Raw genomic sequence first — 13,040 nt, forward strand, 5'->3', positions numbered from 1 at the left:
TTCATTTCTGCTTCGGTTCCATGTCCGCGGTCTGGACCGCCTCCGGTCGCTACCCCGCAATCCGGACTTTCAGGTCCGAAACGGTTGAAGAGACAGTGAATGAAGGGGAGAAAGCTTGGCTGTTCCCGGAGAAACCCTGGGTATCCCCATCGGGGGATGTCTGGACAGCGAGGTTTCGGACAAAGGCTGGAAACAAGGCTACGCAATACGGGAATGCCTTGCAGCGCAGATTAGTCCGCCAATGTTTAATGAATACTTTCGCAGCGTTACCAGTTTTCGGCGGGAATGTTTTGTAGTCGGCGAACATAAATTGCGGGCTGGCGTCGCCGGGTGACTCCGTCGCGAATTTACCGCGTCTTGAGCCAGTTCAGCACATAAACGCGTAGCGACGAAGACAGATTGCTGTCGGAGGGGCGGTTGTCATCGATTTCGGCCAGCAGGGCTGCGAAGCTGATCTTGCGTCTTTCCGCGATGATTTTCAGCTCGTCCCAAAAGGCGTCCTCAAGCGAAATACTGGTCCGGTGGCCGTGCAACGTCGCAGAATGCTTGCGGATCATCAGATCGGTCTTTGGCTGGAAATCTGAATCATGTTTTGCCGGCAAGCCCCTGTTTTACGATTCTTTTCCGATTTGCTGGCCCTGTCTGTCCCTCGGCAGGCCGGTTTCAGTCCTTCCGGGGCCCGTGAGCGTCGTTTTCGAGCCGGCCCTGGTCAAGTGCCTTTTCGGCTTTTTCATTCAGGGCTGATGTGAGGTTCTTTTCCGCTTTGGTGCGTCCGAAGGACAGGCGGTTCTGCTCCGCCTGTTTTTCTTTTTCGCTGCGGGCTTTCTGCTTCCGGAACTGGCGCAGATTGACGATATCGGCGGCCATGCGGATACGTCTCCTCGGGTTTCGCGCTCAGGCAGGCGTTATTGCTTCTTGCGGAAAGCATCCAGCGAGACGACGGAGCCTTCCTTCTTTTCCTCGCCGGCCTTGGGCGTTTCGGAAGCGGAAGCCGGCTTCGCCTCGTGCGACACCGGATATGCGGTGATTTCCGCGTCTTCCGCTTCTTCCTCGTCCGCCAGGGGGACATCGAACTCAAGTTCGAAATTCACGGAAGGATCGTAGAAACCGCGGATGGCATTATAGGGAATGACGAGCTTTTCCGGTGTATCGGAGAAGGAGAGACCGATTTCGAAGCCGGTTTCGGTGACCTTCAGGTCCCAGAATTGATGCTGGATGACAATGGTCATCTGCTCGGCATATTTCGCCTTGAGGTGCTGCGAAATCCGCACACCGGGTGCACCGGTCAAGAAGGTAATGAAGAAATGGTGGTCGCCGGGCAGGCGGCCGGTGGCGGCCACTTCGCCCAATACCTTACGAATAACGCCGCGAAGGGCATCCTGTGCGAGAATGTCGTAACGGATATGATCCTGCCCCATGCGGTCCTGTCTTTCCCTTATTCGAACGTCTTTTTCATGCGCGGCGCGCCTTGGGTACCAAGGACGCTGTAACACTTTGAATCTCTGCGTAATCCTTGAGCCGGGATCAATTCCGATCCGGATGGTTACGCTTTGCTCAAGTATACGCAATGTCCCGAACGGCAGCAATGGAAAAGCCGATGCTGTCCGCAAGTCAGCTATCATATAACCAATTCAGGCAAAATGGAGAAGGTGGAGGTTTCTGTTGCCAGGTACCTCCGAACCCCGCCTCACGGGGCTAACCGTGAGGGCTTTAGAGCGGAATTCCCGCACCGCCATTAGGCAGCGAGAGCGTATTCCTTAGCGTTGTTGTCGTTTGCAACTACACTTGTGACCCGATAACGGCGGTATCATGCCGAGCAAAAGTTCGATCTTTACACCCTTGTCGATCCTATTTCGCCCCCATCAAAAGCCGGCCTTTCATCTTAAAGCCGCCGGTTTTCGGTGGAGGCGCCGGGTACCGCCCCCGGGTCCAATAGGTTTATTACACCGACCGTTTATCGCCATAGCCGGGTTGCCCCGGCAAGGCTCATATAGGCGTTTCGACCGGCTGAGAAAAGGGGGGCGATGACAATTCGATGAAAAGGTTTCGTGTTTGACGCCGGCAATTTAGACAATTCTTGACGACGAGGGATTGCTGTCTCATTCTCCCTGCAACCGGTCATTAGAAGCAACACCGGGCCGGGGACACACGAAGGAGTGGACATGACTGACTATCTCGCAGATGTGAAGAAATACGATGCAGCAGCCGACGAAGCCGTTGTCGGCAAGATCGTCAAACATCTCGGCATTGCCCTGCGCAACCGGGATTCCTCGCTGGTGTCCGCGTCCGATCCGGAAGAGCTTGCACGTGTGAAGGCGAGCTGGTGCGGCAAGAAGCTTGGTGTCACCGATGACAGCGCCGACAAGGCAATCGATGCCGTTGCGAAAGCCATGGCCGCCGACCGCTCAAAATCGCGCGTGACCTTTTATTACCTGGTCGCCAAGGAACTCGGAAAGCTTCAGTCGCTCTGATTTTCCCGGAAAAACGGGGATAAGCGTTTCCCCGGTGATTGGTTCTGCCGCCCTGTGCTATTATATCTGCCTGATATCAGGGAATCGGCGGCAGAACGCATGAAACAATATCTCGATCTTCTCCGGCATGTGATGGAAACCGGCTCCGACCGCGGAGACCGCACCGGCACCGGCACGCGCTCGGTGTTCGGTTACCAGATGCGTTTCGACCTTGCAGAGGGGTTTCCCGTCCTCACCACCAAGAAGCTGCATCTGCGGTCCATTATCCATGAACTCCTGTGGTTCCTGAACGGCGATACCAATATCGCCTATCTCAAGGAAAACGGCGTTTCCATCTGGGATGAATGGGCCGATGAGAACGGCGATCTAGGCCCGGTCTATGGCGCACAGTGGCGGTCCTGGCCCGCGCCGGACGGACGCCACATCGACCAGATCGCGCTTCTGATCGAGGGCCTGAAAACCAACCCGAACTCGCGCCGTCATATTGTCTCCGCCTGGAACCCGGCGCTGGTGGACGAGATGGCGCTGCCGCCCTGCCACTGCCTGTTCCAGTTCTATGTTGCTGACGGAAAGCTCTCCTGCCAGCTTTACCAGCGTTCCGCCGATATTTTCCTCGGCGTGCCGTTCAACATCGCGTCCTATGCTCTTTTGACGCTGATGGTCGCGCAGGTGGTTGGTCTGAAACCGGGCGATTTCGTCCACACGCTCGGTGATGCGCATATCTATGCCAACCATTTCGAACAGGCGCGGCTGCAGATGACTCGCACGCCGAAGGCCTTGCCGACGATGCGCCTCAATCCTGATGTTAAGGACCTTTTCGGCTTTAAGTTCGAAGACTTTACGCTGGAAAACTACGAGGCCGATTCAAGCATCAAGGCACCGATCGCGGTATGACCGAGCCGCGTATCATCATCATCGTCGCAGTGTCCGAGAACGGCGTCATCGGTCGTGACCTCGACATGCCGTGGAAGCTTTCCACCGACCTCAAGCGCTTCAAGGCGATGACGATGGGCAAGCCGCTCATCATGGGCCGCAAGACGTTTTTATCCGTCGGCGAGCGTCCGTTGCCCGGCCGCCCGCATATCATCGTCAGTCGTAATGCCGATTACCGGCCGCAGGGTGTCGATGTCGTCTCCTCACTGGAGGAGGCCTTGAAGCTCGCCAAAAGCAAGGCTGCGGAACTCCGCGTGGATGAGGTCTTCGTAGCCGGTGGTGGAGAGATCTACCGTCAGGCCATGCCCTTCGCCGATCAACTTTCCGTCACCCACGTCGCGGTAAAGCTCGATGGCGACACTTTTTTCCCGGAGATCGATCCCGTCGTTTTTGAGAAAACCGAGGAAATCCCGGCTCCCGCTGGGGAAAAGGACAATTATCCCGTTCTGTTTACCACGTATATGCGGAGAGCCGCGGCAAAGTGAACTATTTACCCAGATTGGGTATTTAGTTACCACCTCTGCGTTGAAACGAACGCTTCTCCTTCCTATAACGGGTCGATATTCCCGCCGCACGCGAGCAATCGCTTTCGAACGGAACCGGGAGAGGCTTTTACAAAGAGGTATTGATGCCCTGGAGCAATCAGAATGGCGGCGGCGGCCCATGGGGCGGCGGCGGTGGAGGAAACAACCAGGGCGGCGGTGGCGGCCCGTGGGGGCAGGGGCCCAACCGGCCTCGCGGCGGTGGCGGCGGCAATGGCGGTCCGCCCGATCTGGAAGAGATCATCCGGCGCAGCCAGGACCGTTTCAAAAATGTGCTGCCCGGCGGTTTCAATGGCGGCGCAGTTGCCATCGTGGTTCTCGTCGTGCTGGTTTTCCTCGGCATCCAGTCCATCTACACCGTCCAGCCGGACGAGCGCGGCGTGGAGCTGCGTTTCGGCCGTCCGAAGGACGAAATCTCGATGCCCGGTCTGCATTTCCATCTGTGGCCGATCGAGACGGTTGAAATCGTCAAGGTCACCGAGCAGCAGCAGAATATCGGTTCGCGGGCCTCGTCGTCCTCGTCGAGCGGCGTGATGCTCACCGGCGACCAGAACATCGTGAATGTTCAGTTCTCGGTGCTCTATACGGTTTCCGATCCGAAATCCTATCTCTTCAACGTCGACAGCCCGGCCGAGACGCTGCAGCAGGTTTCCGAAAGCGCCATGCGCGAAGTCGTCGGCCGTCGTCCGGCGCAGGATATCTTCCGCGATAACCGTCAGGCGATTGCGGCGGATGTGCGTACCATCATCCAGTCCACCATGGACGGTTATGGCGCCGGCATTTCCATCAATGCCGTGGCCATCGAAGATGCGGCGCCGCCGCGTGAAGTGGCCGACGCGTTTGATGAAGTGCAGCGTGCCGAGCAGGACGAAGACCGCTTCGTTCAGGAAGCCAATCAATACGCCAACCAGAAGCTCGGCGCTGCTCGCGGTCAGGCCGCGCAGATCCTCGAAGAGGCGAACGCCTACAAGTCGCGCGTCGTCAACGAGGCGCAGGGTGAGGCGCAGCGCTTTGTCTCCATCTATGACCAGTATCGCACCGCGCCTGACGTGACCCGTCAGCGCATGTTCCTGGAAACGATGGAACAGGTCCTGAAGGGATCCAACAAGATCATCATCGATGAAAAACAGGGCGTGGTGCCTTATCTGCCTCTGAACGAGATCATGCGCAACAATCCGGGCGCAGCACCGCAGGGAGGCAACTGATATGGGTAACCGTCTTACAGCCGTTCTCGTCGGTCTCGCCGTCCTGCTTTTTCTCGGTTATTCGTCGATCTTCGTGGTCAACGAGCGCCAGCAGGCCATCGTCGTCCGCTTCGGTGAAATCCAGGACGTGAAAACAGCGCCGGGCCTCTATTTCAAGCTGCCCTTCGCCTTCATGGATGCTGACCGCGTGCAATATATCGAGAACCGCGCCTTGCGTTTCGACCACGATAATATCCGTGTTCAGGTTTCCGGCGGCAAGTTCTACGAGGTCGACGCCTTCGTGGTGTACCGTATTACGGATGCGCGCCGCTTCCGGCAGACGGTCTCCGGTGACCAGATGTCGGCTGAATCGCGCCTGCGCACCCGTCTCGACGCATCGCTGCGCCGGGTTTACGGTCTGCGCGGATTTGAATCGGCGCTGTCGGATGCACGTGCGTCGATGATGCAGGAAGTGCGTGACGATCTGCGTCCCGATGCGGAATCGCTCGGCATCAGCATCGTCGATGTCCGCATCCGCCGTACCGACCTGACGCAGGAAGTCTCCCAGCAGACCTTCGAACGCATGAAGTCGGAGCGTCTGGCGGAAGCCGAACTGATCCGCGCCCGTGGTAACGAAGAAGCGCAGCGCCGCCGCGCTATCGCCGACCGTCAGGTTGTGGAACTGGAATCCGACGCTCGCCGCCAGTCCGAAGTTCTGCGCGGTGAAGGCGATGCGGAGCGTAACAAGGTGTTCGGCGAGGCTTTCCAGCGCGATCCGAACTTCTTCGAGTTCTATCGTTCCATGTCGGCCTATGCCAACGCACTGAACGGCAATGGCACGACGCTGGTTCTGTCGCCGGACTCGACCTTCTTCCGTTATTTCAACAATATCGACGGTGCGGCCCCTGCCTCTCCGGCCGCGCCCGCACCTGCGCCGGCGAACTGATAGCGGATAAAATGAATTTGGAGGGGCCGGTTTTTACCGGCCCTTTCTTTTTGGTGGGGTTTCGTGCCAATGCTGTGGCTAAGGGCAAGGCGTCCCCCCGCCTGTTCACGAAAAGGTATTTTTACACTTCATCATTCCGCCTTATGCTTTGACGATATATGCAGGGCAAGACGATTTGAAACGCGAGGACGCATATGGCCGTGACCCTTCTTTCGCCTTTTCGCAGCAGCATTTCCGCAGTCGCGGTAATAGCGCTTGTTGCGGGCAGCCTTGCGGTGCCGCTTCCGGCGGGCGCGCAAAGCCACGGGCCGGAATCTGTTGCCGATCTTGCCGAGCCGCTGCTGGATGCGGTGGTGAATATTTCCACGTCGCAGAACGTCAAGACAGATGGCAAGGGGCCGGTTCCGCCACGTCTGCCGGAAGGTTCGCCCTTCCAGGAGTTCTTCAAGGATTATTTCGACAGCCAGAAGCCGGAAGGCGGTGAGAAGGTCAATTCCCTCGGGTCCGGTTTTGTGATCGATCCCGCCGGTTATGTCGTCACCAACAACCACGTCATCGAGGGTGCCGATGCCATCGAGGTGATTTTTCCGAATGGCTCGAAGCTCAAGGCGACGCTTGTCGGCACCGATACCAAGACCGATCTTTCCGTTCTGAAGGTGGAGCCAAAAACGCCGCTGAAGGCGGTCAAATTTGGCGATTCGCGCAGCATGCGCATTGGCGACTGGGTAATGGCGGTCGGTAACCCCTTCGGGCTTGGCGGATCGTTGACCGTGGGCGTCATTTCAGCGCGCGGCCGCAATATCAATGCCGGCCCTTATGACAATTTCATCCAGACGGATGCGGCCATCAACAAGGGTAACTCCGGTGGCCCGCTCTTCAACATGAAGGGCGAGGTGATTGGCATCAATACGGCGATCATTTCGCCGAGCGGTGGTTCGATCGGTATCGGTTTCGCCGTGCCGACGGAGCTTGCACAGAACATCGTTCAGCAACTGATCGAATTCGGAGAGACCCGCCGCGGCTGGCTGGGTGTTCGCGTCCAGCCGGTCACGGACGATGTGGCCGCGAGCCTCGGCATGGACAGCGCCAAGGGCGCGCTGATTTCCGGGGTCGCCAAGGGCGGCCCGGTGGAAAACGGTCCGATCCAGGCTGGCGACGTCGTGCTGAAATTCGATGGCAAGGATATTCACGAGATGCGCGACCTTCTGCGGATCGTGGCGGAAAGCCCGGTTGGCAAGGAAGTCGATGTCGTCATCCTGCGCGACGGAAAGGAAGAGACCGTCAAGGTCAAGCTGGGCCAGCTGCAGGATACCAAGGATGAGAAAGCTTCGACTGACGACCAGCAGACTGACGACGGCGACAGCGGTGTGATCGCGCCGGAAGACAATGATGGCGGCGACGATCAGGCCCAGGATCAGACTCCGGAGGTGCGTGAAGCGCCGCAGAGCGTGCTTGGCATGAATCTCGTTGTGCTCAGCAATGAGTTGCGGACGGAAAAGGGCATTGCCGAGAGCGTTGAAGGCGTGCTGGTCGCAAGTGTCGATCCGGGTTCGTCCGCAGAACAGAAGGGCATGAAGGCAGGCGATGTGATTGTGGAAGTCGGACAGGACTTCATGGAGGTTCCCGGCGACGTGCTGGTGCGGGTGAATGGTCTGAAATCGGAAGGCCGCAAGAACGCCCACATGATGGTGGCCGATGCGCAGGGCAATCTGCGCGTGGTGGCGCTGCCGCTGGAATAACGCTTTCCGCACGGTCGGGCAGGAATCGGGTGGTTCCGATGCTGCTGGCTCTTTAACCCTTGGCCTCCACCGAACGGAGACCAAGGCTATGAAATTACTTGAAAACAAAGTCGCCATCATCATCGGCGCGTCATCCGGCATCGGCCGTGCGACGGCGCGCCTGTTTGCCGCTCATGGCGCCGCCGTCGTCATTAATGCGCGCGGCGAAAAGGCGCTGGACGAGGTTGCCGCCGAGATTCGTGAGGCGGGCGGACCTGTGCACACGGTTGCCGGCGACGCTGGCGTTGCGGAAACCCATTCCCGTTTGGCCGAGGCGGCCACCGACGTTTTTGGTGGTCTCGATATCGCCGTCAACAATGCGGGCGGCGTGGGTGCCGCCAAACCGCTGGCGGAGATTTCGCCTGACGAATGGGATTACGTGCTTAACGTCAACCTGACTTCCGCCTTTCTTGGCGCGCGCTATCAGATTCCGCTGATGCTGAGGCGCGGCGGCGGTTCTATCGTCTTTACCTCAAGTTTCGTCGGCACCAGTGTCGGCATACCGGGCATGTCGGCTTACGGCGCTGCGAAGGCCGCGCTGATGGGGCTGGTGAAGGGTATTACCGCCGATTATGCCGCCAGCGGCGTTCGCGCCAATGCGTTGTTGCCCGGGGGTGTGGACACGCCGATGGCAGGGGATCAGGCACAAAAGGACTGGGCCGCCAGCCTGCATGCGATGAAACGCATCGCCCAGCCCGAGGAAATAGCGCAGGCAGCGCTTTTCCTCGCCAGCCCGATGGCGAGTTTTGTCGCTGGCGCGGCGCTTTTTGCCGATGGTGGCAACGCCGCGGTGAAATAATTCCGGACCGGCGGGTCACGACGTCAACGCGCCCGCCATTGCTCCAGCGTCAGCGCATAGGTGACGTGCGGACGCAGATGGGGATGCGTCTCCGCGGGCACGCGGGGATGGTCGAAATCCCGCGAGGGATCACGTTTCAGCCCGATTCGCTCCATCACGGCGGTCGAACGGTGGTTGTTCCAGACAGCGAAGGAGACGATTTCCGGCGTCTCCTTTTCGTCAAAGGCCATCACGAGCAGCGACTGCGCCGCTTCGGTGACATAGCCATGTCCCCAGAAACGGGTGGCGAGCCGCCAGCCGATCTCCATGGTGCCGACCGGGAAGGGCGGGTCGAGATTAAGGACGGGCGAAATACCGCAAAATCCCATGGATTCGCCTGTTTCCCGCTGCTCCATCGCATAGAAGCCATAACCACTGCCGCGGATCATGCCATTGATGGTTTCGAGAACCGCGTCCGCTTCCTGATGGCTGCGGCGGAAGGGGAAAAATTCCATGACCTTCTCGTCGGCATTGATTTCACGGAAAAGGTCTCGGTCGCTCTCCTTCCACTCGCGCAGAATAAGTCTTGGCGTCTCGCGAATGATCATGGGGTGACAAAGTCCGTCTTTCGATAACCCTGAATGTAAAGAAGCGCGGTCAGGTCGCCATGGTCGATGCGCATCTGCGCTTCGGCCGCCACGGCCGGCTTGGCGTGCAGGGCCACGCCGGCGCCCGCCACATGCAGCATGCCCAGATCATTGGCTCCATCGCCAACCGCCATCGCCTCATCTGGAGAAATGCCGAGTTTGGCGGCAATATCATTCAACGCATCCACTTTGGCCTGTTTTCCGAGGATGGGTTCGGCAACGGTGCCATCAAGCTCGCCATTTGCCTCACCAAGCAGATTGGCGCGGTTCTCGTCAAAACCGAGCACCGCGGCGACACGGCTGGTGAAGACGGTGAAACCGCCTGACACGAGGGCCGTGTAATAGCCTTTCGCCTTCATGGTGGCGATGAGTTCCTTGCCACCCGGGGTCAGCGTGATGCGCTTTTCGATGACGTCATCGATGACAGCAACCGGCAGTCCTTTCAGCAACGCGACGCGCTCCCGCAGTGCCGGTTCAAAGGCGATTTCGCCGTTCATGGCGCGTGCGGTGATGGCTGAGACCTTGTCCTTCAGCCCGACTTCAGCTGCCAGCTCATCGATGCATTCCTGACCGATCATGGTCGAATCCATGTCTGCGATCAGGAGTTTCTTGCGGCGCTGGTCCTGCTCCTGGACCACGATATCGATCGGCTGGCCGGCGAGGGTGTTAGCGATAGCCCTGTGTGCCTGCTCTGTTGCGGTGCCGGAGGGCAGGGCGATATCGCAGGCAATCCCGTCCGCCAGCCAGTAGAGGCCCGATGCGTTCACGGCTTTCGCGGCCGCTTCGCCGAGGGCCGGTGTCAGAACAGGATTTGACGGATTGGCGATAAGCGTGGCAACCAGAGCCATGATGAAAAACCTTGATGAGAATTTTGATGCGATCCTGATAACCGGCCCGACGGCTAGCGGCAAGTCCGCGCTTGCGCTTCGTCTGGCTGTGGAGCGGGACGGTGTCGTCATCAATGCCGACAGCATGCAGGTTTACGACACGCTGCGCGTGTTGACCGCCCGACCGTCCGAGGACGAGATGGAGGGGGTGCCGCATCTCCTCTACGGTCACGTGCCGGCGAGCAGTCTCTACTCCACGGGCGAATGGCTGCGGGATATCTCCGCCGTGCTTGCCGATCTGCGCGAGCAGGGGCGTTTCCCCGTCATCGTCGGCGGCACGGGGCTTTATTTCAAGGCGCTGACAGGCGGGCTTTCCGACATGCCTGCCATTCCGGACACGATCCGTGAGCCGATGCGGGCCCGGTTGATCGAAGAAGGCGCAGCCATCCTTTACGCCGAGCTTGCCCGGCGCGATCCCGTCATGGCCGACATGCTCCAGCCGGGAGACGGCCAGCGTATTGTCCGCGCGCTGGAGGTGCTTGAAGCGACCGGGAAGTCCATCAGGGATTTTCAGCTTGCCCGTGGCCAGATGATCGTTGATCCGGACCGGGCGCAAAAACTCGTGGTCCTGCCGGAGAGGCCGGTATTGCATGCGCGTATCAACCGGCGTTTCGAAGCCATGATGCATAGCGGTGCGGTGGAGGAGGTGCAGGCGCTTCTCGCCCTCGATCTTCCGGCCGATGCCACCGTCATGAAGGCGATTGGCGTTGCCCAGATTGCTGAAATGCTGGCCGGGCGCATGAGCACGGCGGATGTAGTTGAAAGATCGGCCGCTGCAACCCGACAATACGCCAAACGGCAGATGACATGGTTCCGGAACCAGATGGATGAAGACTGGATGCGTATTCAGCCGTGAAGGAACTCAATCTTTCCTGTAGAGACTGCCGAGCGGTTTCTTGAGCAGGCTTTCACGCAGCGACGGGCGTGTATCACCCTGGGGACCATTCTGCGCCTGCATCTGGAAACCGGCTTTGCGCAACTCGTTGACGGCGCTGGAGGCGGTGTCGGTGCCTACCGGATTTTGTGATGCAGGCAGGGCGCGCCCGGGTAGCATGTCCGGGCGGTAGGGTTCGTATTCCTCGCTTACGGCCGCCCCCAACTCCCGCTTCCAGGGATCGATATCGGCCGCATCGAGAGGCCGCGCGGTCGGTTCCGCCGGATCTGAAAAGGCTGCTTCCACGCTCTGCTGAAAGCCTGTGATAACCGGTCTGCTTGCGGCGCGCATGCGGGTGACGATGGCGTTCAGGTCAACGGTATCGGGCGTTTCCTGGCTGGCGTGGCTAATCGTGCCGCTCGCCTTGGGCAATTTGATGGTGGGCACCCGGTCGAAACGCATGCGCATTGGCACCCCGACTGCCTCGCCGAAGGCGATGGCTTCGCCATTGCCGATGGAGGAAAGAAAGCTTGTGGTTGAGGCCGATGCGTTCGGCACAGCCGAGAGAATGATCTTCTGGTCGATCTCGTTCGACAGCCGCATGGCGAAAACAGTCGAACATTGCGACAGGATTGTCTGATCCAGCTCACTGGGTCTCTGGGTGATGATGCCCAGCGAAATGCCGTATTTCCGGCCTTCCTTGGCAATTTGGGCGATGGATTGCCGGGTGGGGAAAAAGCCGCGCTCGGGGTCGGCGGGAACATAACGGTGCGCTTCCTCGCACACCACGAGCATATGCAACGAACCGCGCGCCAGCACCGCCAGTTCGAAGGACATACGGCAAAGAACGGAAACCACCGAGTTTACCACTTCGGACGGGATGCCCGACAGTTGGAATACCGAAATCGGTTTGCCTTCCCCGGGAATGCGGAAAATATGCGCCACGGTTTCCAGAATCGTGTCGCTGATCGTATTGCTGGAGAACATGAAATTATAGCGCGTGTCGTTGATGGCCGAAAGAATGCGGCCTTTCAGCGTGCGCAGCGCCGGTTTTTCGCCACGCCCCTCCAGCCGCCCGATGCGCTCGTCAATGAGGGCGAGAAGATCGGCGATGCGGTAGGGAACCGGCGTGTCCGGTGTGATCGCGCTCTTGTCGGAGGTGCGGCGAACGGCCGAACCTTCGGTTCCGCGAAACGCTTTTTTCGCCTCGGGAATCAGATCCCGCAGAACATCCATTTCCTCCGGCACGGGTTTGCGGCCGCGGAACACAACTTCCGCGAACTCCTCAAGGCGCATCAACCAGAAGGGAAGGTCCAGCGTATCGGTGTCGATGACGACGGAATGATCTGGGAAGGCGGCGGCGAATTCGTTGTGCGGATCAAGAATGAGGACACGCAGTTTCGGGTCGGTCTCGATTGCCTTGTTCAAAAGCAGGGAGACCGCAGTGGTCTTGCCCACACCGGTCGAACCGACAACGGCGAAATGTTTGGCCAGCATCTGCGGAATATTGATGGCGGCATTGATCGTATCGTCCTGCGTCAGCTTGCCGATGACGCAGGCGTCGCGTTTGCCGCCGTCGTAAATCCTGGAGAGGTCGCTCGCACGGATACGATGCGCGACCGCGCCGAGATAGGGATAACGGGAGATGCCGGTGGAAAAGCGTTCGCTGCCATCTTCGGTACGATAAACCTCGCCCACGAGTTCAACGTCGATCAGCAGCCTGTTCGGCTTGTCTGGCGCCCAGTATTCTTCGCCGGTGCGCATGGCAAAGACAAGCGCGGCGACGCGGCTTGTGCCCATTTCAATGGAGATCAGGCGTCCGACGGACCAGAGCTGCGATACGTCTGTGGTGCCCGGTTCGGTTTCCGCAACAACGGTGGCGCGGGCGCCGTCGCAGGCGATGACACGGCCGAGCATGCGGTTCGCCGGCTGCTCGCCGGATCGCCGTTCGTTTTCGCCCATGCGGGACGCGTTATTAAACGTGTCGTTACTCACATTTT

The 13,040-nt window shown here is 59.3% G+C and carries 14 protein-coding genes and 1 other RNA gene; 8 read left to right on the forward strand and 7 right to left on the reverse strand.

Translation table 11 applies throughout. From position 1 onward, the window contains the following. Nucleotides 1-347: 347 nt before the first annotated feature. The 4 genes from FHW77_RS06685 to ssrA form a co-directional block, all read right to left on the reverse strand. Nucleotides 348-557 carry a ribbon-helix-helix domain-containing protein gene (locus FHW77_RS06685; RefSeq protein ID WP_034498861.1) on the reverse strand — a complete coding sequence of 70 codons (210 nt, stop codon included), beginning with the start codon at nucleotides 555-557 and terminating at the stop codon, nucleotides 348-350. Nucleotides 558-663: 106 nt separating this feature from the next. Next, nucleotides 664-867: a DUF4169 family protein gene (locus tag FHW77_RS06690; RefSeq protein WP_004442742.1), complete on the reverse strand. Its 204-nt coding sequence runs from the start codon at nucleotides 865-867 to the stop codon at nucleotides 664-666. 38 nt (nucleotides 868-905) lie between these two features. After that, the gene (locus tag FHW77_RS06695; protein WP_004442741.1) at nucleotides 906-1,418 is read right to left on the reverse strand and encodes an SspB family protein; all 513 of its coding nucleotides are present in this window, start codon (nucleotides 1,416-1,418) and stop codon (nucleotides 906-908) included. 230 nt (nucleotides 1,419-1,648) lie between these two features. Then, nucleotides 1,649-2,020: a transfer-messenger RNA gene (ssrA, locus tag FHW77_RS06700) on the reverse strand. 142 nt (nucleotides 2,021-2,162) lie between these two features. Here ssrA and FHW77_RS06705 point away from each other — a divergent pair. The 7 genes from FHW77_RS06705 to FHW77_RS06735 all read left to right on the forward strand — a co-directional run bounded on the left by FHW77_RS06705 (nucleotide 2,163) and on the right by FHW77_RS06735 (nucleotide 8,653). Continuing rightward, complete coding sequence (locus FHW77_RS06705; protein WP_004442740.1) at nucleotides 2,163-2,471, forward strand: DUF2853 family protein; 309 nt, start codon at nucleotides 2,163-2,165, stop codon at nucleotides 2,469-2,471. Between the two features lie 99 nt (nucleotides 2,472-2,570). Continuing rightward, nucleotides 2,571-3,365 (forward strand): thymidylate synthase, encoded by a 795-nt coding sequence (locus FHW77_RS06710; protein ID WP_004442739.1) that lies wholly within the window; start codon nucleotides 2,571-2,573, stop codon nucleotides 3,363-3,365. Further along, a complete protein-coding gene (locus tag FHW77_RS06715; protein WP_004442738.1) occupies nucleotides 3,362-3,889 on the forward strand; it encodes a dihydrofolate reductase in 528 nt (175 codons plus the stop codon). Before FHW77_RS06710 ends, FHW77_RS06715 begins: the two co-directional genes overlap by 4 nt. Nucleotides 3,890-4,032: 143 nt before the next feature. Further along, a complete protein-coding gene (gene hflK / locus FHW77_RS06720) occupies nucleotides 4,033-5,151 on the forward strand; it encodes an FtsH protease activity modulator HflK (RefSeq protein ID WP_004442737.1) in 1,119 nt (372 codons plus the stop codon). A 1-nt stretch (nucleotide 5,152) separates the two neighbouring features. Further along, nucleotides 5,153-6,076 (forward strand): protease modulator HflC, encoded by a 924-nt coding sequence (gene hflC, locus FHW77_RS06725; RefSeq protein WP_004442736.1) that lies wholly within the window; start codon nucleotides 5,153-5,155, stop codon nucleotides 6,074-6,076. 194 nt (nucleotides 6,077-6,270) lie between these two features. After that, nucleotides 6,271-7,815 (forward strand): Do family serine endopeptidase, encoded by a 1,545-nt coding sequence (locus FHW77_RS06730; protein ID WP_004442735.1) that lies wholly within the window; start codon nucleotides 6,271-6,273, stop codon nucleotides 7,813-7,815. Nucleotides 7,816-7,903: 88 nt separating this feature from the next. Beyond that, the gene (locus FHW77_RS06735; protein WP_004442734.1) at nucleotides 7,904-8,653 is read left to right on the forward strand and encodes an SDR family oxidoreductase; all 750 of its coding nucleotides are present in this window, start codon (nucleotides 7,904-7,906) and stop codon (nucleotides 8,651-8,653) included. A 23-nt stretch (nucleotides 8,654-8,676) separates the two neighbouring features. On the opposite strand, the gene FHW77_RS06740 is transcribed toward FHW77_RS06735, so the two are convergent. Both FHW77_RS06740 and serB read right to left on the reverse strand, forming a co-directional pair. Further along, nucleotides 8,677-9,240: a GNAT family N-acetyltransferase gene (locus FHW77_RS06740; RefSeq protein WP_004442733.1), complete on the reverse strand. Its 564-nt coding sequence runs from the start codon at nucleotides 9,238-9,240 to the stop codon at nucleotides 8,677-8,679. Further along, complete coding sequence (gene serB, locus FHW77_RS06745; protein ID WP_004442732.1) at nucleotides 9,237-10,127, reverse strand: phosphoserine phosphatase SerB; 891 nt, start codon at nucleotides 10,125-10,127, stop codon at nucleotides 9,237-9,239. The genes FHW77_RS06740 and serB overlap by 4 nt, the downstream gene beginning before the upstream one ends. Here serB and miaA point away from each other — a divergent pair. After that, nucleotides 10,126-11,022 carry a tRNA (adenosine(37)-N6)-dimethylallyltransferase MiaA gene (gene miaA / locus FHW77_RS06750; protein ID WP_034498813.1) on the forward strand — a complete coding sequence of 299 codons (897 nt, stop codon included), beginning with the start codon at nucleotides 10,126-10,128 and terminating at the stop codon, nucleotides 11,020-11,022. The two genes, serB and miaA, sit on opposite strands and share 2 nt — an antisense overlap. A 6-nt stretch (nucleotides 11,023-11,028) precedes the next feature. Here miaA and FHW77_RS06755 read toward each other — a convergent pair whose 3' ends face one another. Further along, entirely contained in the window at nucleotides 11,029-13,035 is a 2,007-nt protein-coding gene (locus FHW77_RS06755; RefSeq protein ID WP_004442730.1) for an ATP-binding protein, read from the reverse strand. Between the last annotated feature and the right edge of the window lie 5 nt (nucleotides 13,036-13,040).

The organism is Agrobacterium sp. RC10-4-1 (assembly GCF_014138475.1).
Lineage (GTDB): Bacteria > Pseudomonadota > Alphaproteobacteria > Rhizobiales > Rhizobiaceae > Agrobacterium > Agrobacterium pusense.